The sequence below is a fragment of the Streptomyces sp. SCSIO ZS0520 genome (genome assembly GCF_025643355.1).
GTDB classification, from domain to species: Bacteria; Actinomycetota; Actinomycetes; order Streptomycetales; family Streptomycetaceae; genus Streptomyces; species Streptomyces physcomitrii.
Map to the genome: position 1 here is coordinate 4,801,763 of NZ_CP092644.1, position 26,983 is coordinate 4,828,745.

General features: G+C 71.0%; 15 protein-coding genes and 1 tRNA gene. 6 read left to right on the forward strand and 10 right to left on the reverse strand.

Translation table 11 applies throughout. The features are described 5' to 3' along the window. Positions 1–12 precede the first annotated feature (12 nt). On the reverse strand, positions 13–870 hold the full coding sequence (locus MID12_RS18990) for a helix-turn-helix domain-containing protein (protein ID WP_040252360.1): 858 nt from the start codon (positions 868–870) through the stop codon (positions 13–15). A gap of 248 nt (positions 871–1,118) precedes the next feature. Then, positions 1,119–1,817 (reverse strand): GOLPH3/VPS74 family protein, encoded by a 699-nt coding sequence (locus MID12_RS18995; RefSeq protein WP_040252364.1) that lies wholly within the window; start codon positions 1,815–1,817, stop codon positions 1,119–1,121. 619 nt (positions 1,818–2,436) lie between these two features. Between MID12_RS18995 and MID12_RS19000 the strand changes: the two genes are divergently transcribed. Together MID12_RS19000 and MID12_RS19005 are read left to right on the forward strand one after the other, a co-directional pair. Next, complete coding sequence (locus tag MID12_RS19000) at positions 2,437–5,298, forward strand: D-alanyl-D-alanine carboxypeptidase (protein ID WP_263169047.1); 2,862 nt, start codon at positions 2,437–2,439, stop codon at positions 5,296–5,298. 303 nt (positions 5,299–5,601) lie between these two features. Continuing rightward, positions 5,602–7,437 (forward strand): MFS transporter, encoded by a 1,836-nt coding sequence (locus MID12_RS19005; protein ID WP_263169050.1) that lies wholly within the window; start codon positions 5,602–5,604, stop codon positions 7,435–7,437. Between the two features lie 96 nt (positions 7,438–7,533). On the opposite strand, the gene MID12_RS19010 is transcribed toward MID12_RS19005, so the two are convergent. From MID12_RS19010 to MID12_RS19035, 6 genes are all read right to left on the reverse strand, one after another. Further along, on the reverse strand, positions 7,534–8,091 hold the full coding sequence (locus tag MID12_RS19010) for a glutathione peroxidase (RefSeq protein WP_263169053.1): 558 nt from the start codon (positions 8,089–8,091) through the stop codon (positions 7,534–7,536). A gap of 10 nt (positions 8,092–8,101) precedes the next feature. Continuing rightward, positions 8,102–9,151, reverse strand: a complete 1,050-nt coding sequence (sbnA, locus tag MID12_RS19015) for a 2,3-diaminopropionate biosynthesis protein SbnA (protein ID WP_263169056.1) — start codon at positions 9,149–9,151, stop codon at positions 8,102–8,104. Positions 9,152–9,313: 162 nt separating this feature from the next. Further along, positions 9,314–10,399, reverse strand: a complete 1,086-nt coding sequence (gene sbnB, locus MID12_RS19020) for a 2,3-diaminopropionate biosynthesis protein SbnB (RefSeq protein WP_263169059.1) — start codon at positions 10,397–10,399, stop codon at positions 9,314–9,316. Next, positions 10,396–11,397, reverse strand: a complete 1,002-nt coding sequence (locus tag MID12_RS19025) for a TauD/TfdA family dioxygenase (protein WP_263169062.1) — start codon at positions 11,395–11,397, stop codon at positions 10,396–10,398. Before MID12_RS19025 ends, sbnB begins: the two co-directional genes overlap by 4 nt. Beyond that, the gene (locus MID12_RS19030; protein WP_263169064.1) at positions 11,397–14,186 is read right to left on the reverse strand and encodes an amino acid adenylation domain-containing protein; all 2,790 of its coding nucleotides are present in this window, start codon (positions 14,184–14,186) and stop codon (positions 11,397–11,399) included. Before MID12_RS19030 ends, MID12_RS19025 begins: the two co-directional genes overlap by 1 nt. Beyond that, positions 14,183–17,182 carry a Pls/PosA family non-ribosomal peptide synthetase gene (locus tag MID12_RS19035; protein ID WP_263169068.1) on the reverse strand — a complete coding sequence of 1,000 codons (3,000 nt, stop codon included), beginning with the start codon at positions 17,180–17,182 and terminating at the stop codon, positions 14,183–14,185. The genes MID12_RS19030 and MID12_RS19035 overlap by 4 nt, the downstream gene beginning before the upstream one ends. A 623-nt stretch (positions 17,183–17,805) precedes the next feature. Here MID12_RS19035 and MID12_RS19040 point away from each other — a divergent pair. After that, positions 17,806–17,878, forward strand: a tRNA-Arg gene (locus MID12_RS19040). A gap of 54 nt (positions 17,879–17,932) precedes the next feature. On the opposite strand, the gene MID12_RS19045 is transcribed toward MID12_RS19040, so the two are convergent. Further along, entirely contained in the window at positions 17,933–20,893 is a 2,961-nt protein-coding gene (locus MID12_RS19045) for a toll/interleukin-1 receptor domain-containing protein (RefSeq protein ID WP_263169070.1), read from the reverse strand. 1,099 nt (positions 20,894–21,992) lie between these two features. Between MID12_RS19045 and MID12_RS19050 the strand changes: the two genes are divergently transcribed. Next, positions 21,993–22,496, forward strand: a complete 504-nt coding sequence (locus MID12_RS19050) for a hypothetical protein (protein WP_263169073.1) — start codon at positions 21,993–21,995, stop codon at positions 22,494–22,496. Between the two features lie 286 nt (positions 22,497–22,782). On the opposite strand, the gene MID12_RS19055 is transcribed toward MID12_RS19050, so the two are convergent. After that, complete coding sequence (locus MID12_RS19055) at positions 22,783–24,060, reverse strand: M6 family metalloprotease domain-containing protein (RefSeq protein WP_040252382.1); 1,278 nt, start codon at positions 24,058–24,060, stop codon at positions 22,783–22,785. Between the two features lie 375 nt (positions 24,061–24,435). On the opposite strand from MID12_RS19055, the gene MID12_RS19060 reads away from it, so the two are divergent. Together MID12_RS19060 and MID12_RS19065 are read left to right on the forward strand one after the other, a co-directional pair. Continuing rightward, positions 24,436–25,134 carry a TetR/AcrR family transcriptional regulator gene (locus tag MID12_RS19060; RefSeq protein WP_040252384.1) on the forward strand — a complete coding sequence of 233 codons (699 nt, stop codon included), beginning with the start codon at positions 24,436–24,438 and terminating at the stop codon, positions 25,132–25,134. A 300-nt stretch (positions 25,135–25,434) separates the two neighbouring features. Further along, positions 25,435–26,982, forward strand: coding sequence for an MFS transporter (locus tag MID12_RS19065; RefSeq protein WP_040252385.1), 1,548 nt, complete (start codon positions 25,435–25,437; stop codon positions 26,980–26,982). Position 26,983: the final 1 nt, after the last annotated feature.

The following is a 26,983-nucleotide window of genomic DNA, read 5'->3' on the forward strand; positions in this document are numbered from 1 at the left end:
CGCGCCCCACCGTCAGGGCGCGTACTCCTTGGCGATGTCGGAGATGAACTGCCGCGACTGGTCGACGTTGAGCGCCTGGGCCCGCAGGTGCTCGTACATCACGCTGTACTTGTGGACGTCGTTCGCCTTCTCCAGGTAGAGGTCGCTGGTCACGCCCTCGATGTAGACGACGCTGGAGTCCGAGGCGTCGGGGAACTCCAGGATGGCGTACTGGCCGTTGAGCCCCGGGTGCGCGCCCAGGTGGAAGGGGATCACCTGCACGGTGACGTGCGGCAGCCGGGACTGCTCGACCAGGTGCTCCAACTGCTCGCGCATCACGGCCCGGTCGCCGACCACCCGGCGCAGCGCCGCCTCGTCGAGCACGGTCCACAGCCGCAGCGGGGCCTCCGGCGAGGTGATCCGCTCCTGGCGGCGCAGCCGCACCTGGACCCGCTTGTCGATGTCGGTGGGCGCGGTCTCCGGGAGCGCCCCGGCGATCAGCGCCTCGGCGTAGGGGCGGGTCTGAAGGAGGCCGGGGACGACCTGGGGGTCGTAGACGCGCAGCGACGCGGCGTCGGTCTCCAGGCCGATGTAGACGCTGTACGGGATGTCGCCGAAGGAGTGCCACCAGCCCTGCTGGCGCGAGTCCTTGGCCATCTGCATCAGCGAGTCGACGATCCGGACGTCCTCGACCTCGTACACCCCGCACAGATCGCGTACGTCGCGCTGGCTGATGCTGCGGCGGCCGTTCTCCAGCCGGCTGATCTTCGACTGCGAGACCAGCAGGCGCTCCGCGACTTCCTCGGCCGTCATGCCCTTGAGCTCGCGGAGCCTGCGCAGCTCCTGGCCCAACCGCCTACGCCTGACAGTGGGATTGACATTGGACGCCACGTACGCGCACCTCCGGCTGCGGCCTCAAGAACCCTCGTACTCGAGGACTTTGCGTATCTGCTGCTGAGCAGATTGCCACCAACCGGGCACACTGCGCTGGGAAATGGCCGGGTTGGCCTCTCCCTGCGTGATCCCACCGGCACTCTCCGGCGCCGCACCCGAGGGGGCGCGGGCGCCGGAGAGGGCCGTGTGCCGTACTGCGCGTGGAGCTGCGGACCGCACTGCGCGTGGAGCTGCGGACCGCGGCCTCAGCTCGCGGCGCGCGCCATCGGCCCGCGGCGCCCGGGCACCGCCACTGGCGCGGGTGCCCGGCGCGGCTGTGCCGCCACGCCGTTCTGGACGTCCATCACCGCGTGCGCGACGAGACCGCCCATCGGGTCGTGCCTGATCAGATCCCGCAGCCGGGAGCGCGAGGAGCGCCCCTCGTTCCCCGGGTAGAGGTGCTTGCCGAGTCCGACCGCGTGGGCCAGCGCGGCGAGCGCCGCGGTCCGTGGGTCCGGCGGTACACCGGTACGGATCGCTGAGTCCAGCCGGGCCCTGATCTCCCGGCTGATCGCCGTGTCCGTCGCCTGGTAGCGAGTCGTCGGCAGCACCCCGCACATCTGGCCGGCCACGGCATGGACCATGCCGCACCTCTCCAGATGCGAGAGATACGTCTGGCGCAGCCCGAGACGGGGCCCGCCTATCCAGTGGACCGCGCGTACCGGTGCGCCACGCCTTCGCAGCAGCTCCAGTGCGGAGTCCAGCGTCGGATCTCCTGTCGGCCGTGGCACGACCACGGCGATACGATCCCCATCAGGGGCTATCCGTCCGGCCAGCGCCAGCTCCACTAGCTGCGCTCCGGCCAGACCGAGGTCGAGCGACTGCGGCTGCGCTGTGGTACCCGTGGTCGGGTCCAGAGCGAGCAGCAGAAGCTCCTCCGGAATTGTTCTGCGGCTCCTGCCCATCCATGCCTCCCCGCGTGGATGAATGACAGGGTGACCCCTCTCACATTGGTCTGTCGAGAGCACCTGTCCGGTTGATCCTGGAACCGGAAGGTATGTCGTTCTCGTCTGTCGGAGAGTTGAACCCCGCACACGGGACACTGGTACACGGTTTGGACACCCAAGCGCACCGGCTGGGGCGCGGCGCATGAAGGAGGAATCGGTGGCGGGCGAGTCCCCCGACAGATCGAAGCGGCAGAATTCCTCGGGGAACCCGGCCGAGTCGGCCTCCGCGGTCCCGCGCCGACGTGACCCCCGCCTCGCCCTCGGCCGCGAGGAGGCCGCCGCCGGACGCCCGTCCGCCGCGGGGAGGAGCGCGGACGGCGCGGCCGGTACGGATGCTGCCGGTGCCGGTCCGTCCGCTGCGAGCGCCGCCGGGCCGGATGGGGGCCCGGAGCCGTCGTCGGCGACGGACCGTTCTTCCGGTGAGACGCCGGGCGGTGCGGAGTCGGTTGCCCTGGGCGCGGGTTCGGCTGGATCTGAGCGGTCGGGCGGGTCCGGGGAGGCCGGCGGCTCCGAGGTCGGTGGTCCCAGGGGCACCGGTGGCCCGGGGGAGCCCGATGGCTCCGGGGGCGCCGGAGCGGTGGCTGATTCCGAGGGCGGCGAGCCCGGCGCGAAGGGCGACGCCCGGCTCCGGAACGCCGTCGCGGCCTGGGTGTCCGGTGGTGGAGCGGAGGCCGCCGACGGGGCGGAAACCGCGGACGGTACGGAAGTTGTCGGCAAGGCGGACGAGGGTGACGTGGCAGAACGGGACGGGGTGTCCGAGGTGACCGGGGGGTCTGGCGGGGTGCGCGAGGGGTCCACCGTGTCGGGTGGGTCCGAGGCGGCCGGGGTGTCGGAGGCGTCCGGTGAGGGCGGGGCGGTGGAGCCCGGTCGGCGGGAGCCCGATCAGGCCACGGCCGTCTTCAAGCTGCCGAAGCGGCCTGTCGACCAGGCCACGACGACGTTGAAGCGCGCCGATCTGCCCGCGGGGGCGGGGTCTGCCGCTGAGGCGGATGCCTCCGCGGAGGCCGAGGCCTCGTCCGGGGTGGACGCCTCGTCCGGTGCCGACGCCTCGTCCGGGGCGGACGCGGCCTCTGCGGCGAAGCCGTCCGCCGGGGCGGAAGCGTCGGTGCCCGCGGCCCGTGGCGGCGAGGAGCAGGATGCCGCGGCCATATCCAGTGCGGGGGGCGAGGATGCCGCCGCCGCGTCCGCACAGGAGCCCGCTGAGGCGCCGGAGGCGGCTTCGGGCGCCGCGGGGCAGGAGCGTGCAGGGGAGGACGAGCAGGAGGCCGCCACGTCCGCGGAGGGCGCCGCATCCGCGGAGGGCGGCGCGTCCGCCGAGGCCGCCGCGCCCGCGGAGGAGCGGGGAGCCGCGAAGCCGGAGGCGGAGGACGAGCCCGCCGCGCCCGCCGAGCCCGTAGCCGAGACGGCGAAGGCGACCGGGGCTGCGAAGGCCGCCGGAACCGCGAAGGCGACCGGAGCTGCGAAGGCGGCCGGAACCGAGACGTCTGAGCCGAAGCAAGACGAAAAAACGGAACAGGCCGACCAGCCGCAACGGGCCGAACAGCCGCAAGAAGCCGACCAGTCGGACAAGTCGGACAAGGCGGAGCAGAAGAGGCAGGCAACGCAGGAAAAGAAGGCAACGCAGGAAAAGAAGACGAAGCCGGAGGAATCGGAGGAACCGGAGGAAAGGGAAGGTCGAAAGGCGGAGTCCGCCCCGGAAGCCCCCGAAGGCGCGAAGTCGACCGCCCCGGAAACCGCGAAGCCGACCGCCCCCGCCGACTCTGAGCGAACCGCCATGCTCCGCGTGCTCAAGGACCCGAAGCAGACCGAGGACCCGAAGCAGACCGAGGACCCGAAGCAGGCCGAGGGATCGAAGCAGGCCGAGGACCCGAAGGGAGCGAAGGCCCCCGAGCGGACCGGTGATTCCGCGCGGGCGAAGACCCCCGAGCCCCCCGCCGACCCCGAGCGCACCAGCAAGTTCGTCGCGCTCAAGGACGTCGACGCGCCCCGCCGCCCCGCCGCGGGTGCGGCGCTGCCGCCCACCGCTCCCCAGTCGGGGGCGGACCGGACGGGAGCCCAGCAGTCGGCGTCCCGCCCGGCCGACCCCGGGGCCCACCCCGACCCCGACGGTCTGGTGGGCCGTACCCGGCAGCAGCCGCTGCCGCCGAGGCCGCCGCTGGATCTGCTGGCCGAGCTGACGAACACCCCGCCGCCGCCCGAGACGCCGATGCGTACCGCGGTGCGCAGGGTGAAGATCTGGACGCCGCTGGTGCTCCTGCTGCTCGTCGCGTTCGCGGTCGCACAGTATCTGCGGCCGCTGCCCGAGCCGACGCTCGCGCTCACCGCCGAGGACACCTTCGCCTTCGGCGGGGAGAAGCCGGACCTGCCCTGGCCCAGCGAGGGCCAGGCCGCGATGGAGGTCGACGGGATCGGGGACTTCGGTGCCTCCGGCGCGCAGAAGCCGGTGCCGATCGCCAGTGTGGCCAAGGTGATGACCGCGTACGTCATCCTGCGCGACCACCCGGTCGAGAAGGGCACCGACGGCCCGCTGATCACCATGGACAAGCAGGCCGAGGACGACGCCGCGAAGTCCTCCGAGGGCGAGTCCACGGTGGACGTGCACGAGGGGCAGCGGATCACCGAGCGGGAGGCGATCCAGGCGATCATGATCGCTTCCGCGAACAACATCGCCCGGCAGCTGGCCCGCTGGGACTCCGGCGGCTCGGAGAAGGCCTTCGTCAAGAAGATGAACGCCGCCGCCGAGGACCTCGGCATGAGGAACACCACCTACACCGACCCCTCGGGCCTGACCGCGAGCACCGTGAGCACGGCCCAGGACCAGGTGAAGCTGGGCAGGAAGGCGATGGAGAACCCGCTCTTCCGCGAGGTCGTCAGCATGTCCTCGTACAAGGACGTGAACGGCAAGAAGCAGGACAACTGGAACCGGCTGGTGCCGGTGAACGGCGTCATGGGCATCAAGACCGGGACGACCACCAAGGCGGGCGGCAATCTGCTCTTCGCCGCCACGAAGGAGGTCGGCGGCACCCGCCAGACCGTCATCGGGGCGGTGCTCGCGCAGCCCGCGGACAGCAGCGACAACTCGATCCTCACCGGTGCCCTCAAGGCGGGCGACGCGCTCATGCAGGCCGCCCGCGGGGTCCTGGAGGCGAAGACGGTGGTCCGCAAGGGCGATGTCGTCGGCGCGGTGGACGACGGACTCGGCGGGACCACCCCGGTCGTCGCCACCCGCGACGTCAGCGCGGTGGGCTGGCCGGGACTGACGGTCGAGCTGAAGATCGCCGACGACGGCAAGACGGTGCCGCACACCGCGGACAAGGGCACCGAGGTCGGCGTGCTGCGGGTCGGGGACGGCACCGCGGGCGCCGTGGAGGTGCCGGTCGCCCTCCAGGAGGACCTCGCCGAACCCGGCTTCGGCGCGAAGCTGACCAGAATCAGCTGAGGGCCGCCGTCGAGCGGGGGCCGCAGGCCCCGCCCCCGGACGAGGGCGGGGCAGGCCCTCACCCGATCGGGCGACACCGCCCCCGTACCGTCCCACCAGGTGCGGGGGCCCGGCCCGGGAGCCCGCCGGGCCTGCGGACCGCCCCCGAGGGCAGGCCGACCGCCCGGTTCCGCCGGGGCGGCCCGTGCTAGCGTCGCGAGACCGGGGGCAGCAGACCGGGGTGCTCCCGGGCGCGGTGTGGTGGGGCGACCACATCGAGGGCCCAGGCGGCCCCGCCGAGACTGATTACGGGGAGTTCCTCCAGTGGCCACTGCGGAGCCGACGCGGGCCGACGGCGCCGATCCGGACAAGGAACCGGATGCCGGCGCGCGAATAGTGCTACCCGCCCAGCGGGACAGCGAGAAGGACGGCCGGTCCCGCAGCAGACCGGTCTGGCTGGAGTGGCTGTGCGCCCGGCCGATCCTGTACGTCACCCTGGTCGCCGGTGTGCTGCACCTCGTGTGGTTCTTCGTCTTCGCCAACAGCGGCGGCGACCTCGCCGCCCAGGACGCCTGGGCCGAGTTCGTGGGCCGCCACCCGGACTCCGCGTACAACCTCGCCTGGTACGGCGGGATGCACCCGGTCTCGTACAGCGTGGTCTCGCCGTATCTGATGTCGGTGTTCGGCGTGCGCACCACGATGATGGTCGCGGGCACCCTCTCGGCGACCCTCCTCACCCTCGTCCTGGTGCGCAGCCGGGTGGTCTCCCGGGTGCTGCCGCCCGCCTTCCTCGGCGTCTTCGGACTGGTCTGCAACGCCATCTCGGGCCGGGTGACCTACGGACTCGGCACCCTGTTCGCCCTCGCCGCCGTCGCGGTGGTCTTCTGCTGGCCGCACCGCTGGCGCCGCCGCCGCTGGGCCAAGGCGCTGCTCGCCGCCCCGCTCGCGGGCATCGCCACCGCGGCCTCGCCGGTCGCGGGGCTCTTCGTGGGCCTGGTCGCGGTCGCCCTGTTCCTGCAGAAGCGGCGGCCGGGCGCCTGGGCGCTGGGGATCGCGCCCACCGTCGTGGTGGGCCTGTCCGCCTGGCTGTTCCCCTTCTCGGGCACCCAGCCGATGGACGTGATCGCCGCGGGGCCGCCGCTGCTGTGCTCGCTGATCGTGGCGTGGGGCGTGCCCAAGGACTGGAAGACGGTACGGGTCACGGCCTGGGTCTACGCCCTCGCGGTGCTGCTGACCTGGGTGATCAGCTCGCAGATCGGCTCCAATGTGACCCGGCTCGGGATGGTCTTCGGCGGGGCGGTGCTGCTGGCCGCGCTGCCGTTCATCGAGCCCCGTACCCGCCGCTGGTACATCGTCGGCTTCGGCGTCTTCGGCTTCGTGGTCTGGATCGCCATCAAGACGATCATCGACATCATCCACACCACGCCCGCCGCCTCCTGGGCCCGCGAGCTGGCCCCGCTCGTGCACCACCTGGAGGAGGAGGGCGCCGACAAGGGCCGCGTCGAGGTGGTGCCGACCCGCAGCCACCGCGAGGCCTCCGCGCTCGCGCCGTATGTGAACCTCGCCCGCGGCTGGAACCGCCAGGCGGACATGGAGCGCAACCCGCTCTTCTACGACGACACCCTCAACTCGGCCAACTACCACGAGTGGCTCCAGCGCTGGGCCGTGCACTTCATCGTGCTGCCCAAGGACTCCCTGGACGGCACCAGCGGCCCGCGCGAACGCGAGCTGATCCTGCGCGGCCAGCCCTATCTGAAGCTGCTGTGGGGCGACAAGAACTGGCAGCTGTACGAGGTCACCGACCCGGCGCCGCTCGCCGAGCCCCCGGCCAGCGTCACCCGCGCCGACCAGGGCGAGCTGACCGTCGAGGTCGAGCGGGCGGGCCGGGTGCTGATCCGCATCCCGTACTCGCCCTGGCTGGGGCTGGTCAACGAGAACGGCAAGAGCCTCAAGGCGCCGCAGGAGACCCCGGCCTCCAAGAACCGCGCGGACGGCGAGCCCAAGGAGTACCGGAACACCAACGGCTGCCTGATGGAGGCCGAGGAGGACGCGGCCGGCGACAAGTGGACCGAACTCCTCGCCCCCGGCCCCGGCGTCTACCGCCTCGCCGCCCCGTACCAGTTGCCGCGCGGGACGCCCTGCCCGGAGGAACTGCGCTGAGCCTCGGAGGAACTGCGCTGAGCCCCCGGACCGGGAAGCCGCCCCGGCCGGGAGCGGCCCGCGCCCGGCGGGCGGCTCCCGCTGAGCCCCGGAGCCTCAGGCGCCGGGCAGCACCTTCTCCACCGCCGAGCGGATCTCGGCGGACTCCGGTTCGGTCTGCGGGGCGAAGCGGGCGCTGACCGTGCCGTCGGGGGCGATCAGGAACTTCTCGAAGTTCCAGCGGATGTCGCCGCGGTGGCCGTCGGCGTCGGCGGTGTCCACCAGGCGCGTGTAGAGCGGGTGCCGCCCCTCGCCGTTGACCTCGATCTTCTCGGTCAGCGGGAAGGTGACCCCGTAGGTCGCGGAGCAGAATTCGGCGATCTCCTCGGCGCTGCCCGGCTCCTGTCCCATGAACTGGTTGCAGGGCACCCCGAGCACGGTGAACCCGTGGGGGGCGTAGCGCTCGTGGAGCCGCTCCAGGCCCTCGTACTGGGGGGTGAGTCCGCAGCGGGAGGCCACGTTCACGATCAGTACGGCCCGGCCCCGGTACTGCCCGAGGTCGGCGGCGCCCCCGCGCAGCGCGCCGATCTCCACGTCGTGGACGCCCGGTCGGGCGGTGCCCGTCTCGTCCGCGGTGTGCGCGTCCCGGGCCTCGTTCGCATCGTTGGCTGACATGCCCCGGATGCTACTGGCCGAGGAAGGAGCGCGGCGGGGCAGGTTCCCCGGCGCCGGGCGTCCCGCCGGTGCCGGGTGCCCGGTAGCCGGAGTCCGCCTCCTCGTCCTCGTCGAGGGCCCCGCTGCCGTACAGGCCCTCCACCCAGTTGGCCTGGTAGACGGTGTCGAGGTAGCGCTCGCCGAGGTCGGGGGCGATGGCCACCGCGGTGAGGTCCTCGGCCCGGTGCCGCTCCAGCCAGTCCATGGCGCCGCTGACCACGGTGCCGGTGGAGCCGCCGAAGAGGAAGCCGCGCCGGGCCAGGCGGTGGCAGGTGCGGATGGTCTCCGCCTCCTCGACGCGTACGGCCTCGTCGACCAGGGACTCGTCGAGCAGCGGCGGGCGCACGCTCATCCCGAGGCCCGGGATCATCCGGCGCCCGGGCGGCCCCCCGAAGCTGACCGAGCCGACGCTGTCCACCGCCACGATCCGCACCGGCCGCTCCGCCTCGCGGAACCAGCGGGCGCAGCCCATCAGGGTGCCGGTGGTGCCCGCGCCGACGAAGAGCACGTCGAGGTCGGGGAACTCGTGCGCGATGGCCGGTGCCGTACGGGCGTAGTGGGCCTGCCAGTTGGCCGGGTTGGTGTACTGGCTGAGCCAGACGCAGCGCTCGTCGGAGGCGCAGAGGTCGCGGATGAAGTCGAGGCGCGCCCCGAGGTAGCCGCTGCCCGACTCGCCGCCGGAGACCAGGTGCACCTGGCTGCCGAGGGCCTTCATCAGCAGCCGGGTGGTCAGGTTGCAGCGGGGGTCCGTCACGCACAGGAAGCGGTAGCCCTTGCTGGCGGCGATCATGCTCAGCGCGACGCCGAGGTTGCCCGAGGAGGACTCGACCAGGATCGACTCCGGTGTCAGCACTCCGTCCCGTTCGGCGGCCTCCACCATCGCGTTCGCGGCCTTCAGCTTGATCGAGCCGGAGAAGTTGAAGCCCTCGCACTTCAGGAACAGCGGATGGGCGCACAGGGACCGCAGATCGACGTAGAGGTCTTCCTCGTTGAAGGCTTGGGGAACGGAAATGACAGGCACGATGGTCTCCTCCAGGGGCAGAGCGCCTTCGGTTCGTCCGTCCGGCGCCGGCGGACGGAGGTCCGGCCGGTCCCGGCGGTACGGGCGGGATGGGCTACGGGTGGTGGTCGGGCACGGCCTGCCTCCTCTCGCTTCCCGGCTTCCGGTCGGTCCCCCGAGTCCTCAGCCGTGTCTGCGCAGTTCGTGGAAGAAGCTGTCGATGACCTGGAGCTCCCCGGAGCGGGCCACCTGCTCGTAGACGTACTTGCCGACCGCGAGGTCGAGCACCCCGAGCCCGAACGGCGAGAACACCGCGGGCCGGTCCGCGGGCACCCGCACCCGCCCGGCGATGACGTCGTCGAGGGTGCCGGTGAGGAAGTCCCGGTTGCCGGTGCGCTCCTCGGTCAGCTGGGTCGAGGTGGCGGCCCGCTGGCAGTGCTCGATGTCGTCGACGATGTTGGTCGAGGCGAGCAGCACCTCGGGGGCCAGATCCCGCAGCGAGACGTGCAGGACCACCGGGTGGTGCGCGAACCAGCCGGGCTCGGTGACATGCGGCTCGGCGGCGACCGTGGCGAAGACCACCAGGTCGCTGCAGCGGATCAGCTCCTCGGCGCTCTCGTGCACGGTGACCCGGCCGGTGGCACCGGACTGCTCCAGGTACGTGCGGAATCCGGCGGCGCTGCCCGCGGACAGGTCGTGGACGCCGAGTTCCTCGAAGGACCAGCCGGTGCCGGCCAGGAAGGTGTGGATGTAGCGGGCGATCAGGCCCGCCCCCACGAAGCCGATCCGCACCGGCCGGGGCCGCCCGCGGCTGAGCCGGTCGGCCGCGGACGCCGCCGAGGCGGCGGTCCTGGTCGCGCTGATGATGGAGCTCTCCAGGCAGGCGAAGGGGTAGCCGGTGGCCTGGTCGTTGAGGATCAGCACGGCCGAGGCGCGCGGGATCCCGGCGCGTACGTTCCCCGGGAAGCTGGAGATCCACTTCACCCCGTCCACCTCGCCGCCGATCGAGGCGGGCAGCGCGATGATCCGCGAGGAGCGGCGGTCGGGGAACCGCAGGAAGGAGGACGGCGGGTTCACCGAGGCTCCGGCGGCGTGCAGCCGGTAGGTCTCCTCGACCACGGCCACGATCTCCGCCTCGCGGCCCCGCAGCGCCTCGTGGACCTGGGCGCCGGGGATGACGGCGAAGCTGGGGACGTCGGGCAGCTCCTCGGCCGCGGCGGGCGCGGTGACGGGGGCGCCGGTGCGGGCAGTGGTGCGGGCAGTGGTCATGGGAACCTCACCTCGGCTGTGGGCGCGCAGTCGGCCAGACGCACCGGGTCGCCCATGGCCACGACCACGTCCCGCGGTCCTTCGTAGGGCTCCCGGCTGTGCGCGGCGCGGATGTTGTCGACGAGCAGCAGGTCGCCGCGCTGCCAGGGGCGGCGCAGGGTGTGCGCGGCGTAGACCTGGTTGAGCGTGTCCACGGTGTCCTCGTCGATCGGATCGCCGTTTCCGTGGCGGGTGTTGAAGGGCAGCCCCTCGGGGCCGTACTCCTCGATCAGGTACTCGCGCACCTCGGGGGCCATCGTCCACTCGTTGAGGAAGGCGATCTGGTTGAACCAGCAGGCCCGGCCGCTGACCGGATGGTGCACGACGGCGCTGCGGTGCTGGCGGGTGCGGAGCGAGCCGTCCGGCTGCCAGGCGCAGTCGACGGCCTGGGCGCGGCAGTAGCGCTCGATGGCCGCGGGGTCCTCGGTGCCGAAGGCCTCGGTCAGGGAGGCGCCGATCTCGTTGTTGTAGCTGCGGGTGAGCAGCCAGCCCTCGCGCGCGAAGCGCTCGGTCAGCGCGGCGGGCAGCGCGTCGAGCACCCCGGCCGCGTCGGCCACCCCGGTCGCGCCGCCCGTCTCGGGGGCGCTGAGGCAGGCGAAGAGCAGCAGCCCGGGGAACTCCAGGGTGTAGCTCAGCTCGTGGTGCATGCACATCGGCTGGTTCGGCGGCCACTTCGCGGAGGAGTAGACGCCCTCGCGGTACCTCTGCCGGGGGGCGAAGGCCTCCCGCTCGGCCACCGGGGCGGCGTCCAGGGCGCCGAGGACCGCGGCGGCCTCCTCGGGCCCGCCGAGGGCGAGTCCGCGCACCGTGACGGCGCCGTGCGCGACGACCGCGGCCAGCAGCTCGTCCCGCTGCCCGGCCACCCAACGCGCCGCGTCCGCACCGGAGTCGGCGTACACCAGGGGTGGTTCGCCGGGGTGCTCCCGTTCGAGGAGCGCGGCGGGGAGTGAGGACGACATCATGTGCTCCTTTCCGTCCCGGGGGTTCCGGTTCCGGGGGCCGGTTGATCCGGCTGCGGCTGCGGTTGCGACTGCTGATCCGGCTGTGGCTGTGGCTGCGGCTGCGGCTGTGGCGGGGATGGCGGTGGCCGTGGTTCTCGCCGCCGGCCGCGTGCGTCGACGAGTGCGGCCAGGTCGGCGAGGACCGGGTACTCGGTGAGGTCCCGCAGCGAGACCTCCCGGTCGAGGGAGATCGCCAGCCGTACGCCGGTGAGCGAGGTGCCGCCGAGCCCGAAGAAGTCGTCCCGCCGTCCGATCCGCGCCCGCGGGATGCCGAGCACCTCGGCCCAGGCGGCGGCCAGCCGCTCCTCGGTAGGGGAGCCGGTGGCAACCGGGCCGGAACCCGGACCCGGACCCTTACCCGGACCGGCTTCGGATTCGGGCTCGGATTCGGCCTCGGATTCGGATGCGGGTACGGGGTCGAGGCGCTCGGCGCGGGCCGTGAGTGCCGTGCGGTCGGTCTTGCCGTTGGCGGTCAGCGGCAGGGCGTCCAGCCAGGGGAAGGCGGCGGGCACCAGGTATGCGGGCAGCGTCTCGGCGAGGCGGGCCCGCAGTGCCTCCGGGGCGAGCGGGTGCGGCCCGGCGCAGAAGGCGATCAGGCGCTGCCCCTGCCCGGCCGGGGGCGAGACCACCACCGCGGTGTCCCGGACCCCCGGCGTCCGCAGCAGCGCGCTCTCGATCTCGCCGATCTCGATCCGGAAGCCCCGGATCTTGACCTGGCTGTCCCGGCGGCCGAGGAACTCCAGCGTGCCGCCCGGCCGCCAGCGCCCGAAGTCGCCGCCCTGGTACAGCCGTTCGCCCGCGCGGTACGGGTCGCCGGTGTACGCCGCCGCGGTGCGCTCCGGGTCGCCCACGTACCCGCGGCCCACGCAGACCCCGGAGAACACCAGGGCACCGGGGGCGCCGAGCGGCACGGGGGCCAGCTGCTCGTCGACGACATAGACCCGGGCATTGCGCACCGGCCGCCCGATGGGCACGCGCTCGCCCTCCGGCACCCGGTCCATGATCTCGTGGTTGGTGTCGTCGGAGGTCTCGGTCAGCCCGTAGGCGTTGACCAGCCGGACCCCGGGCCGGGCGGCGAACCACCGCTCGACGAGTTCCTTCCGCAGCGCCTCGCCGGTCACCGACACACAGCGCAGATCGGGGAGTCGGCGCGGATTCCGCTCCAGGGCGGACAGCACGACCTCCAGATAGGAGGGCACCACCTGGAGCACGTTGACCCGTCCCCGGACGAGCGTGTCGAGGAACTCCTCCACGTCCAGGACCGCTTGCTGCGGTACGAGCAGCGTCCGGCCACCCGCCAGCGGCCCGGCGAGCAGCTGCCACAGCGAGATGTCGAAGCACTGCGGCGCGGTCTGCGCGACGACATCGCCCTCGCCGATCCCCAAGTCCCCTGTCTTGGCGAGGAGATGGTTGAGCATGCCCGCGTGCTCGCACATGGCGCCCTTGGGCTCGCCGGTCGAACCGGAGGTGAAGTAGAGGTAGGCGAGATCGTCCGGGGCCACCCGGATGCCGGGGTCGCTGTCCTTGTGGCTGTCCTCGTCCGCCTCCCCGAGGGACAGCACCCGGAGCCCGGGCACCGTCTCCCGGGCGCGCGCCAGGGCGGCGGTGGCGCCGGGTCCGCTCAGCACGAGACGGCAGGAGGCGCGGCCGAGCATGGTGGCCACGCGCTCGGCCGGGAAGTGCGGCTCGACGGGCAGATAGGCACCACCGGCCTTGAACACCGCGAGGACCGCGGCCATCCAGTCCGGTGTGCGCTCGGCGACCACCGCGACGACCTCCTGCCGCCGCAGGCCCGCGTCGAGCAGCGCGTGCGCCAGCCGGTTGGCCCGCCGGTTCAGCTCCCGGTACGTCAACTCCCGGGCGCCGCACACCGCGACGACGTCCTCCGGGCGCTCCCGTACCCGCTCCTCGAACAGCTCGTGGAACCGCTGGTCCGGCAACTCCCGCTCCGGCCCGGCGAGTCCGTACAGCTGGAATTCCAACTCCTCGGCGGACAGCAGGCTTTGGCGCTCGTGTGCCGCCTCCGGATCGGCGGTGAGGAGGGCGAGCGCGGTGCGGTGGTACCCGGCGATCCGTGTGGCGGCTTCCTCGTCCAGTACGTCGGTCCGGTAGCGCAGGCGCAAGGTCCAGGCGGGGGCGCCGAGTTGGGGCGGGTGGGGTTGGTGGGGCGGCCGGAGGAGAGTGAGGGAGAGGACGGTGGTCGGGGCGAGAGGGGGCTCGCGGTCCTCGGTCGCCGGGCTGTCGCCTGCGGGGCTGTTGCCTGCCGGGTTGTTGCTTGCGGGGCTGCTGTCCGCCGGGAAGATGCCCGCCGGGTCGAGGACGGTCTCCGGGGTGGGCGCCAACTGGTCGTACTCACCCTCCTGTTGGGGGTCTTGCTCCTGTTGGCGGTCTTGCCCCTGGTCGTCCCGGTCCCGATGGCGGTGATCCGAGGCGGCCGTGGCCCCTCCCGCCTCCATGACCCGTGCCGCCTCCCGGATCAGCGACCGCCAGGAGCCGTCCGCCACGGTCAGGTGAAGGGGTACCGGCGGGCCTCCCGGGTGGTCGACGCAGCAGGTCGTCACCTCGCGTTCGCCGGTGAGCGCGGCGAGCACCTTGGCATGGGCGGCGAGCAGCACCGCACCGGGGGTCGTCCCCTCCGTCTCGGCCAACTCCCGTACGGAAGTGATGAGTTCGCCGGGCAGTGGTGCGTCCAGGTGCGCGGTCCCGGGGGCGGGGGCGCGGGTCCAGCGGGGAATGGTGGCCGTCATGGCTGCTGCCTCCGCTCGCCGTCGGCGTCCTGCGGGAAGGGCCGGGCCGGGTTGCCGCCCCACAGGGCGTGCCGCGGTACCGACTCGCCCTTCATCAGGAAGGAGTCGGGTGCCAGTTCCGCGCCGTCACCGAGCGCGATGCCGTAGTGCGCGAAGGCGCCGACCCCGAGGGTGCAGCCGGAACCGATCGCCACGCGGTCGGACTTGAAGGTGCCGTCCTCCTGCGAGTGGCACTGGACGACGCTTCCGGCGTTGAGCGTGCACCCGTCGCCGATGCCGACCATCGTCCGCTCGGTCAGCGAGCAGCCGTCGTCGAAGACCCGCCGCCCGATCCGGACCCCGAGCATGCGCCACACGAGGTTCTTGTACGGGGTGCCGTTGAAGAGCCGCAGATAGGTCTCCGAGGGCACCTTCCAGTAGCGCTCGCGGCGCCAGAAGCGGATGTCGTAGATCGAGCAGAACAGCGGGCGCAGCGCGTGCCGCGCGGTCACGATCCGCTCGACGAGGACGTAGTACACGGCGGTGAAGAGCACCACCAGGACGTTGCCCAGCGCGATCGCGAGTGCGCCGAAGGCGGTGTACAGCTCCGCGGCGCCCGAGACGAGCAGCGTGATCCCGAAGAAGTGCAGCCACCGCACCAGCAGGTACAGCGCCATGGTGGCCGCGTTGTGCCGGTTCTTGGCGGGCAGCAGGCGGTCCAGCTCCTCGCCGCTCTTCAGCCGGTCGAAGCTGCTGTCCCGCTGGACGGACCGCGGTATCTCGAAGGCGGGCGAGCCGAGCAGCCCGACCCCCTCCCGTACGGGCCCGTCCACCGGGACCATGACCTTCGTCGCCAGCAGGCAGTTCTCGCCGGTCCTGCCCCGCGTCGGGTAGGTGATCCGGTTGCCGAGGAAGTTGCGGGGCCCGATGGCCACCGGCGCCACCCGGAAGGAGCTGCTGGAGAAGTCGGCGTTGGCGATCGAGAGCCCGTCGGCCACCATCGTGCCGGTCCCCACGGTGCTCAGATACGGCGTCTCGTGGCGGACGTCGGTGCCGAAGTTGGAGCCGGTCTGCTGGACGCGGGAGAGGTCGTATCCGAGGTAGCGCAGATAGTGCACGATGCCGGAGCTGTCGCCGAACAGCCGGGTCAGAAAGCGCCGGTTGGTGGCGAGCATGACCAGGCGGTGCGCCGCGTAGTGGTAGCCGTAGAGCGGATAGACCCGGCCGGGGCGGACCGTGCGGCCGAGCAGCCGGGGGAGCGTGGCCACCAGGAGCACGCCGAGCAGGGTGGTGCCGAAGAAGAGCAGCAGGGAGGCGGCGAGCGCCTCGCCGTAGAAGACCCAGCCGGTGAGCGCGGTCGCCCCCGGTTCGAGGGCCGCGTCCAGCTGCGGGACCTGGGCGAGCAGGATGCCCGCGCCGCCGACCGCGAGGGGGACGTACACCAGCAGGGCGGCGAGCAGTTGCAGCAGGCTGTGCAGCGCCCTGCGCCGGGTGCCGCACTCCGCCGGGCCCAGCGGCAGGAAGTCGGCCTCGCCGCGCTGGGCCGGGGAGCCGTGCCAGTGCTCGCCGTCGGGGACCGCCTGCCCGCGGTGCAGCGAGGAGGCGTGGCCGAGCTGGGCGCGGTCGCCCATCGCGGTCCCGATGTCGAGGACGGTCGCCTCGCTGACCACCGCGTCCCGGCCGAGGACGACGGCACCGGTCTGGATCACACCGTCCTGGGCCCGGTAGCAGCTGAGGAAGGAGTCCTTGCGGATGACCGTGCCGGCGCCCACGGTGAGCAGATCGGTGCAGACCGGCAGGTTCCGGGTGAAGACGCTGACGCCCTTGCCGACGCGGGCACCGAGCGCCCGGAGGTAGAGCACATAGAGCGGTGAACCCACGAAGAGCACCAGCGGGTTGGATCTCACCAGGGTCTTCACGGTCCAGAAGCGCACATAGTCCAGGCTCCAGACCCGGATCTCCCGCGGCTTCCACCGCCCCACCAGCAGCCACTTCACGGCGATCGGCAGCCCGCACAGGGCGAGGAAGGCCCCGGTGCCGACGACCACCGCCCGCAGATAGGCCTCGACGGCCCCGGCTCCCGCCGAGATCCACTCGTACCCCTGGACGGCCACGATTGCGACCACACAGGAGTAGCCGAGAAAGGCGAGGAGTTGAAGGGCACCGCAGAAGAGGTAGTGGGGGGTGCCGGTGAGGGGTGTGCGGGGCGGGGGGTCGGGTTTCGCCGGGGGTGCTGAGGTGTCGGCGGCGGTTGCTGTCGTCGCCGTTGTTGCTCTTGCGGGTGCTGCTGTGGGGGTGTTGTTCGCGGGAGGCTCGGTGGTCTTTGTCGTCTTGGTCGGCTCGATGGGCTCGGTGATCCGGGTGGTCGCGGTGGTCTCGGCGATTCCACTGGCTTCCGTGAGCTCGGTGGTCGCACTGCTCCTGGCGGTCTGCGGCGCGGGGGCGGGTGCGGGAGCGGCGAGAGCGTCGGCGAGTGCGCCGACCGTGGGGTACTCGTAGACGTCCCGCATAGACACCTGCGGCAGGTCGCCCCGCTTCCGGACCCGTGCGCAGAAGTGCGCCATCACCAGGGAGTCCGCACCCAGTTCCTCGAAGAAGTTGCTGTCCCCCGCGACTTCGTCCACGTGCAGCACCTCGGCGAGCACTGCGGCGAACTCCGTCTCCGCCGTGGGGTGCTGGGCGCCGTCGTCCGTCGGGTGCGGGAGGCCGCCGTCCGTCCGCGCGTACCGGGTTTCGTCCTCGGCTCCTACGTCCGGGGCTTCGTCTCGTACGCCCGCGGCCTCGTCCTCAGCTCGTACGTACTGCCCGTCGCCCTCCGCTTGTATTTGCTGTTGCTGTTGCTGTTGCTGTTGCGGCTGGCGCTGCTGTGTCTGCTGCTGACGCGTCTGCCGGATCTGCTCTGTCCGCTGTCTCGGCTGGGCGTCTTCGACCGATGCCTGCGAAGTGGTGGGGCCGCTGCCGGCCGAGGAGGGTTCCTCCCGGTCGGCGGGCAGCACTTCGACTGGCTTTCCCCTCATGTGCGCTCCCTGAACAGTTCCGGCGCTTCGTGCCGGGTGCGAGGCGTTGGCCGGGCCTCTGCGCTCCTCCGGTACCGACCCGTGCGGGCGACTCGTGAGGTGGACGGTGCGCCGGGCGCGGGGGCGGCTCGGCCCGAAGGAAGGCCGATGCCGTCCCTCGCACGCTCGGATCTCGCCGCGGTCGGACGTCATGACCTTGATTCGATACTGCAGCAGGTCCGGATTGACCGCTTTGCGAACTATCTCTAGTTTTGAAAAGCCATCTCGAACTGTGGACAGCACCCGCTCGACCAGCAACGGGACAACCCCCGGGCATATGCGAAAAGCCCGTCGAACTGCTCCGGGGGCCGCCACTCCCACTCCGGCGAGGCTGCCATCCCCACTCCGGCGAGGCCGCCACCCCACTCCGGGGAGGCCGCCGCCCTCGCCTCGGGGCGGCCGCCGACCCCCGCCCCCGCGGGCGGCCCCGCCAAGCCGCCCATCCCGCCACGCCCTGATCACCACCCGCTACACTGTCCGCGGTGGCGCAGACCTCACCGTCCGCGAGCACCGCAAGACTGCCGGGAACTGACCGTCGATCCGCCCACCTCCGGGCGACCTCGGAGACCTTCCCGACAGACCCCGCCTTCGTAGCTCAGGGGATAGAGCACCGCTCTCCTAAAGCGGGTGTCGCAGGTTCGAATCCTGCCGGGGGCACTGTGTGAAGGCCCCGAACCGCTCGTGGTTCGGGGCCTTTGAGTTCTCGCCTGTTCAGTCGCAGGGTGCCTCTACGTCCAGGCCTTTCAGGTAGCGGTCCCATTCCTGGGTGGGAAGGGGTTGGCTCACCAGGTCGCACAGCAGGTCGTGCCACGCCTCCACGCCGACCGTATGACTGACGACTTTGAGGTCGGGGCCGAGGGTGAGGATGTCGTTGGCGGGGCCGGGGACGATCTGCATGTCGGCATCGGACTTCGCGGAGGAGGCCGGGGGGTCTGCTGCCCAGACGTCGAGCTGATCTCCGCTGTCGGCGTCCAGGATGCGCATACCGTGGGTGCTCTTACTGCCGATGCCCTGGAACAGCAGCTTGCCGTCCCGGCTGAACGCCACGTCATGCATTTCTCTCGGTAGGTATCCGGTGGCGCGCAGATGCCCACCGGAGTCGAGACGTACGACGTACACATGGCTCTCTACATCCGAGAAGGCGGCCTGCGCCCCCGCGTGGTCGACGCCCATGCTGTCCGGCTCGGCCTCGGGGGGCAAAGTGGTGTGAGCGATGTGCTCGAACTCGTGGTCGTCGTCCCAGCGCCAGGTGTCGACGTCGTTGCTGCCCTGTCCGAGGACGACCAGAGTCCTGCTGTCCCCGCTCAGGGCGAGGGCGAGTAAGCCGGACTCCGGTTTGGGCATCACCGTCCTGCGGGTGCAGGTCTGCCTGTCGAGTACTTCTACGTCGCCGTTCCAAATGCCGACGACATACCGGTCACCTGGGAGGAAGAAGACGGCAGGGCGGACCCGCCCGTAGTAGCCGCTTTCGACAGTGAAACCGCAGTCCGTCCGCTCACCTGCGCGGAGGTCCCAAATGTCGAACCGCCCCTTGTTTTCGCCCTTGCGGAATTCAATACTTTGCATGCCGACGTACCGCTTGTCCCCGCTGAGGGCGTAAGCGGTGTCCTCCAGGTTCACGGACAGGTTGGCGTACGGGATCCCGCCGAGCCGACGATCGGTGCGCGGATCCCAGAACTCGGTGTGCCCCTCAGTCCGGCGCACCGCCATCCGCCCATCGGGAGTCAGATCCCCGTAGCTGAACTCCCCTTGACCGAGGGCAACTTGCTCCCCCCGCCGGGCTCCGGTCGTGAAGAGGTTGAATTCGCCGCCGTATGAGGCGACGGCCACGTGGGCACCGTCGGCCGACGAGGCGAGCGTGCTGGCCGGACGGACCAAGCGGCCCAGCACTGTGCCGGTTCGCAGTGTGCTGTCGTATAGCCGGACCGTGCCGTCCTGCCCGCCCACTACGAGGGTGCCTTTGGCATCGGCGATTGTCATGTTTTCGTACGCACCCAAGGACCGTTTGGCGATACGGCGGTGCTGTTTCAGGTCCCACACCTCGGCATGCTTCGGCGTTCGGGTCAGGGCTTTGCGCGCTCCGTCAAATAGCAGGATCTCGCTGTGCTTCAACGCTTCCGCAGGGGCACCGGTCATGCCCGGCAGGGAGTGGGCCGCCTCCCAGCGCGCCGACTTCGGCAGGAACTCGCGGACCTCCTGGCGCCCGCTGTCGACCAGCGTCATCCGGGAGCCGTCCGCGGAGAAGCCGAGCCCGACACGGGTGTCACTCACCCGTAGCCGTGTGATCTCACGCCCGTTGGACGCATTCCACACGACCACGAACGCGTCACCCTCGGGCGTATAGTGCGAGGCCGCCACCCACCGGGCGTCGGACGAAAGGACAACGGTCCCGAGCCCGTGCCCGGCTCTGGGTAGGCCCTTTGTGTGCCCCGTGGCCATCGTGCGCAGGAGCTTGCCGGTCCGGGTGTCCCACAGCTTGACCTGGTTGAGGTATACCTCCGTGGCCAGGATGCGGCCGTCACGACTCAGCTCTCGGGGCGCGCCTTCGGCGCGGAGCACGCGCGACTGCCGGGCGGAGCGTACGTCGTAGAGGCGTACGCCCGGCGCGCGGTCGAAGTCTGAGTGGTACGCGGCGGTCGTACCGTCCGCGCTGAGGACCACGTCTGTGAAGGCCGGTCTGCCCGCGCCTTCCTGTCCCGTTACGGAGTCGGCATCAGCGCGCAGCCGCCGCTTGGCGTACGGCGCAGCGGCCACAGCCTGGGCAAGGGCACGCCGGGACTCGGGAGTGGACCGGGTCTCCTCGGCGTAAAGGGCGTACTGTGCCGCTTGGTTGGGGTTTGTCCCGATCAACTGCCCGGAGCGGGCAGCTAAGGCTTGTGAGGCAGAGATGCGGGTCTGCGCCACGGCCTCGTCGCGTTGTCTGCTGGCGTCGAAGAATGCGTAGACCGCGAGTACGAGCAGTGCCACGAGCAGGGCGACGCCCGACCAGCCAAGCCGTTTGACGAACCGGAGCTGCCTGAAGTCGTCGTGCTCCAGCTCCTCCTTGGGCCGGCCGTGCAACGGTGCGGCCAGGGTGGCAACCGCGGCGCGGAACGGTGGGTAACGCAGGGAACCATGGGCATGTTCCTTGATTTCCCGGAGGTCCACCCAGAGTGGCGCCGTGGTGAAGTGGCCCATCAGGTTCCGGGGCAGCGCCGTGGTCTTCTGCCAGTCGAAGTCGCCGGCATCGTCGTCCCACTCGATCTCACCGCTTGCGACGGCGATGAGCAGGTGTTCCGTGTCCCGCTCGCGCAGCCAGTACTCGACTTCCTTGGCCACCCAGGGGGAGACGGCGGCCTCTGGGGAGGCGAGCAGAATGAAGTAGTGAGAGCGGGCCAACTCGCGCTGGATCGACTGCCATAGGTCGTGGTTGGCGGGGAGGCTTGTGACGTCGCGGAACACGCTCATCTGCATGGGGCGGAAGCGCGGGACGGCCAGCCGTTCCAGGCCTCGCTGGAGCTGTTTGGCGAGCGGAGCATTCTTTTTCTGGCTGTATGAGATGAAAGCGTCGCGTCGCTTCGTACCGTCCTGCGTCGCAGCTCGCGCCTCAGCCTCTTTCACGGCATCACCCATCGCGGTCCCCGTGTTCATGTCCCTCAGCGCTGGGTCAACGTCCGTGCGTGCCACGCTCATCGGAGCCACCCGAGCCCGCCAGCCAGGTAGCCGCGAAGTGGTCAGCACACGACCCAACCCCAGGAGACGGATGAGTCGAACATGACAGCTCATATGGTGCACGACAGGCGCACGCCTCACCACCCTGACGCTCTAACCCTGCTGATGGCCGAGCTTCCCGGGGTGAGGGTGGGGCGGCCGAACAAGGCCAGCACGATCGACACCATGACGGAAGTCCTGGTCGATCGGGCGGAGCAACTGGGTCTCATCTGTGGCGCAGAACGCCACAGTCCGAGAGGTCGCCTTGGCGGCGGACAGCAGCCGTTGTGGGATATGAAGCGGAAACCCGTAGCGTGAACACGACCCGGCGCCATGTGGCGCTCTGCCTCTTTTCATGGCCTGCTGCGTCCCGCAACGCCAACGGCCCGAAAGTCCACATCGCTGTCGCCGTACACCATTGTTGATGCCGTAATGGACGTGATTGAACGACCTCACCGTCACCAGAAGTCTGCGCCCGCGTGAAGTAAGGCCGACTCGGCACTTCGACTTCACCGGCGGTGCCGTCCGTTATGCGGCACCGCGCAGCAGCAGACCGAGCAGTGCAAGTCCGCCTCGGCCGTGACCCGAGCGACGCGCCGTTCAGATTCCGGCGCTCTCTGTGCTCCCGCAGACGCCATCTCCGAGGGCGCTCTGGACTCCGTTTCTCCTTCGAGCGATCACTGCGGCGCTGCTTGCGTAACCCATCATCGCCCGGCTCTGGTTGACCATGAGTGGCCTCGGTACGCTCAGGCGAGGAGCATCACCGTATCGGCCTGATCGGCATCGAAGAACTGGACGACTGCTCTCCTGTAGTGGGCCGTGCGGCCACGTCCAGTGGAGGGGTGGCCGTATACGCTGCAAGCGCTGGCGCTTGGGGGCACGGTCGGACCCATGTCCGACATGGTCGTCTATTGGCTGGTTGCTAGAGGATTCTCATCGGCAACAAGGCTTTCATTCCCGACTGAATGGCCTGCTGGCCGATGGCGTAGCGGTAGTGCACTCATCGAGTGGCACAACCCCAACCCGCGCCTCAGTAAGAGCGGAGGTACTGCTGGTGGTTCGAGCACCGAAGACTGTGGACGTGAAACTGAATCTGCACGTGCTGGAGATTTCTGGCACCTGGGAGCCGAATGATGCTGAGCGTCGTGCGGCTTGGCAAGTCTATGTGGAACTGGTCACCCGCGTAGCAGTGGTGCCGCTTCGAGCCGAGGAAGGGCTTCTTCGAGAGGCGCTCAGCAGCATGTACTCCCTTTTCGCTACGACTCGTGAGGTTCTGCGTCAGCATGGCCCGGAGGTGGCCGAACCAAAGCGCAGTGGGCAGTACAATTTCGGCTACCTGGCTGTCGCAATGCTCAATTTCGGTGTGCGGCCTCTGCTTGCCAGTTGGCATCCATTGCTAGAGGACTGGGAAAGTCGTCGCCCCGCTGACCGCTCGCGCCGTGACCATGAACAGCTCTGGTCTCAGAGTGACGAGCTCCGCGATGTTCTCAAGGAAACCCGCCGCATGCTCACAACCTATGCTGACCTGCTCGCAAGCGCCTGCGGTGTACCCAGCCTCTTGGAGGCGGTCCCGATCAGCGATTAGGGCTGCGCTCCACGTGGTGAGTCCATCGGCCCAGAGGCAGCCGCCACACCTCGGAGTGCCTCGGCGTAAACAGGTGTGACGGCGTGCTTTGACGGCGACGTCGGCACATGGATCAGTCTCAAGTTCCTGCCGGACATGGTACGTAGGTGCGAAATCCAGTTGAGGAGCTCAGGTCGTGGAACTCCTGAAGAGGATTGTCGCAGGTGCGAATCCTGCCTGGGTTCCAGACAAATGATCCGCTGAGACGGCGATTCCGATACCGGTGACGGACCCGAACAGGCCCGCCTCACCCCCGCCTGCTCACCCGCACCCGGTACTCCCCGTCCCCTCCCCCCTTGCTCACCGAGATGCGGACGCCGGTGCTCGGGTCGGTGAAGGTCTGGCCGGGGGTGTAGGCGGCGTCGGAGAGTTCGGCGTGGACGTTGGGGCTGCGGGTGCAGCCGCCGCTGTCCTCGGTGGCGTCGGAGACGGCGATCGGGCCGTGGCCGGTGTCCACGTCGGCGTCGACGCGGTAGACGAGGACGCCGGGGCGGCAGACGGAGGCGTCGTTGCCGCCGCGGACGTGGACCTCGGCGGCGTAGCCCGCCGTGCCGCTGACGGGGACGAAGACCATCTTCTTGCCGCCGGAGCGGGAGAGCGGGCCCAGGGTGTGGTCGCTGGTGCCGGGGGAGGCGGCGCAGTCGACCTGCTTGTCGTCGAGCCAGCCGAGCTTCCACTTGTGCCAGCCGAGGAGGTCGTTGTCGGCGCCCCAGTCCTCGCTCATGATGTCCCAGTGGCCGGCCGCCCCGCCGCCGTCCTGGGTGTAGAGGTCGGGCAAGCCGAAGGTGTGGCTGTTCTCGTGCGGCAGCACCCGGTAGCCGGTCTCCGCGTAGGAGCCGGAGCCGTCGTCCTGGCGGCTGTAGACGAACGAGGTGTTGGAGAGCGGTATGCCGTCGGCGACCGGTGCCTCCCGGTTGCCCGCGAAGGTGACCGACAGGACGGTGTCCAGGGCGGAGGGGCCCGCGTTGGGCGTCGCGATGATGTTGACGATGTCGTAGTCGCGGAAGTCCACATCGGGGTCGGCGGCCTTCACGATGTCGTCGACGAGGCCGCGGTAGCCCGGGTCGAAGGGCGCGCCCCGCTCTATCCCGTACTGCTTGAAGGGCTTGGGCATGCGCAGCCAGCGCGGTACGGGGGCGGCCGGGCGGTAGTCGAGGCGGCCGTAGGAGCTGGTGCGGAACCACTCCTGGGTCTGCGGGAAGAACTCGGCGAGGCGGTCCAGGGCGCTGCCCTCGCCGCGGGCGTCGGGGAAGTCGACCATCAGGTTCAGGGCGTGCACGGTGCCGGTGGCGCGGGCGTAGCCGGGGCCGGTCGGGATGCCCTCGGACATCTGGACCCCGCTGGAGCCCTTGATCATGCAGGGGCCGAGGGCGGCGCCCCTGGCCTGGGCCACCGGGCCCGCGGCGGTGGCCGAGTCCGCGAGGAGCCGGCCCGCGCTGGCGGAGGTGGTCGCCGCGAGGACGAATGCGCTGAGGGCGGCGAGGACGGAGGTGCGGCGGGCGCCGCGTATCCGGCTGCTGCTCATGCGTGCGCCTTCCGCTCCGCGGCAGCCCGCGGCCCGGCTGCGCCCTGTGCTCAGCCTGTTTCGGAGCGGGGCCGGGGCGCGCGCTGAGTGCCGCCGATCGTGGGTTTCCGCCGGTCCGGGATGCGGGGCGGTACGGGGTGTGGTGGGCGGTGGGCGGGCGCGCTCGGGCCGGGAGGAGGCGGGTCGGGGCCGGGCCGGTCCGGGGCGAGGACCCGGGCGAGGACCGGGGCGAGGGCCGGAGTGAGGCAGGTCACAGGAGGCGGGGAATTACCGGGGGGTCGTTCCCCGTTTAGCAGGGTGTCCGGAGGAAGCGGGGACTCAATCCCCGGATCGCGGACCACCGCAGGAGAGCGACCGAGAAGTGAGGAGCACGCCGTGAGCACCGCAGCCCAGACGCAGCGCCGGGGGACCCGGCCGAGGGCGGATGCCCTGCGCAACCGGGAGCGGATCGTCACGGCCGCCCGCGAGATGTTCGTCGAACTCGGCGCCGAGGTCGCCCTCGACGAGGTCGCGCGGCGGGCAGGCCTCGGCAATGCTACGATCTATCGGCATTTCCCGGACCGTTCGGCGCTGATGCACGCCGTGTTCCTGGAGGTCATGGGCAACGTCGAGGGACTCGCGCGGCAGCTGCTCGCCGAGACCGACGACGCCGCCGCGACCGCCGCGCGGAACGGGACCGACGAGGCCCCCGGCGGGGCGGATGCCTTCGGGGCGCTCCGGCGATTCGCGCACGGTGCCGCCGGTGAGCGGATCGGGGCGCTCTGCTCCCTGCGCTTCACGGACTTCGACCAGAACCATCCGGATCTCGTGGCCGCCCGTGCCCGCATCAACGCCGATGTGGAAGCACTCATGGAGCGGGCGCGCGCGGCGGGGCAGCTGCGCACCGACGTCACCGTCGGGGATCTCCTGGTCGCCCTCGCCCATCTCTCCAGGCCGCTGCCCGGCACCGTCTGCCTGGACCTCGACGCGTACTTCCGCCGCCACCTGGAGATCTTCCTCGACGGCCTCAGGGCGCCCGGGCACTCGGAACTCCCCGGTGCGCCCGCCTCCCTGGGGGCACCCCCGGGCGCCTGAGCGGAACGATCCGCCGCCGCGCCCCGGCTCCCCCTCTGCCGAACCTCGACCCCGACCGTCCTCCCCGAGCCACCCCTTTCGACCGACTCCGAACTCCCGTACCGATACGCACCAGCGAACGAACCCGAGCCTCCCCCTCTCTCCTTCTCTCCTTCCTTTCTGCCTTCGCGCGCCGTGACCGGGGCCTCTGACGCCCTGATCCGGCCCGGCCGAGCCCGTCCGACCCGGTGTCGTGGGCCCGTCCTGCCAGTTTTCCGACCGCAATTCCGTACCGACTCGTACCAACAGGTGGATTCCGTCATGTCCCAAACCCACGCCTCCCCGGCCTCCGCGGGCTCGGCCCCCGGACCCCTTCCCGATCCGAAGCGCTGGAAGGCGCTCGTCTTCATCGCCCTCGCGCAGCTGATGGTGGTCCTCGACGCGACCATCGTGAACATCGCGCTGCCCTCGGCCCAGCAGGACCTCGGCATCTCCGACGGCAACCGCCAGTGGGTCATCACGGCGTACGCGCTGGCCTTCGGCGGACTGCTCCTCTTCGGCGGCCGTATCGCCGACCTCTGGGGCCGCAAGCGCACCTTCGTCACCGGACTGATCGGCTTCGCCGCCGCCTCCGCGATCGGCGGTGCGGCGCAGAGCGAGGCGATGATGCTCGGCGCCCGCGCCCTGCAGGGCGTCTTCGGCGCGCTGCTCGCCCCGGCCGCGCTCTCGCTGCTCGCGGTGATGTTCACCGACGCCAAGGAGCGCGCCAAGGCCTTCGGCATCTACGGTGCGATCGCCGGTGGCGGTGGCGCCGTCGGCCTGATCCTCGGCGGCTTCCTCACCGAGTACCTGGACTGGCGCTGGACCTTCTTCGTGAACATCCCGTTCGCGGTGGTCGCCGCGATCGGCGCGTACTTCGTCATCAGCGACCCCGCGGGCAGCCGCAACCGCTCGCCGCTCGACGTGCCCGGCGTGGTCCTGTCCACCCTCGGCCTGGTCTCGCTCGTCTACGGCTTCACCCGCGCCGAGTCCGACGGCTGGACCGACTCGGTCACCCTCGGCCTGTTCGTCGCCTCGGCGGCGCTGCTCGCCCTGTTCATCCTGGTCGAGTCCCGGGTCAAGGCCCCGCTGCTGCCGCTGCGCGTCCTGACCGAGCGCAACCGCGGCGGGATCTACCTCTCGCTGGGCCTCGCCATCATCGGCATGTTCGGCCTGTTCCTCTTCCTCACCTACTACCTGCAGGTCGTGAAGGGGTACTCGCCGGTCAAGACCGGCTTTGCCTTCCTGCCGATGATCGCCGGCATGATCACGGGCTCCACGCAGATCGGCGCCCGCCTGATGACCCGGATCCCGCCGCGCCTGCTGATGGGCCCCGGGTTCCTGGTCGCCGCCCTCGGCATGCTGCTCCTGACGCAGCTGGAGGTCGGTTCCTCCTACGCCTCGCTGCTGCTGCCCGGTCAGCTGCTGCTCGGCCTCGGCATGGGCACCGCCTTCATGCCCGCGATGTCGCTGGCCACGCACGGGGTGGAGCCGCGTGACTCCGGTGTCGCCTCCGCGATGGTCAACACCTCGCAGCAGGTGGGCGGCGCCATCGGCACCGCGCTCCTGAACACCATCGCCGCCTCCGCGACCACCTCGTACGTCAAGGACCACCTCGCCTCGACGCCGCGGAACCGGCCCGCCCAGGAGCTGATGCAGCTGGACGGACTGGTCAGCGGCTACACCACGGCGATCTGGGTCGCGGTGGGCATCCTGCTCGCGGCCTCGCTGATCGCGGCGACCTTCGTCAACGCCGGTGTCCCGCAGGCCTCCACGACCACCGGGGACGGCGTCGAGGACGAGGTGAAGATCCCCGTGGTCGCGCACTGAG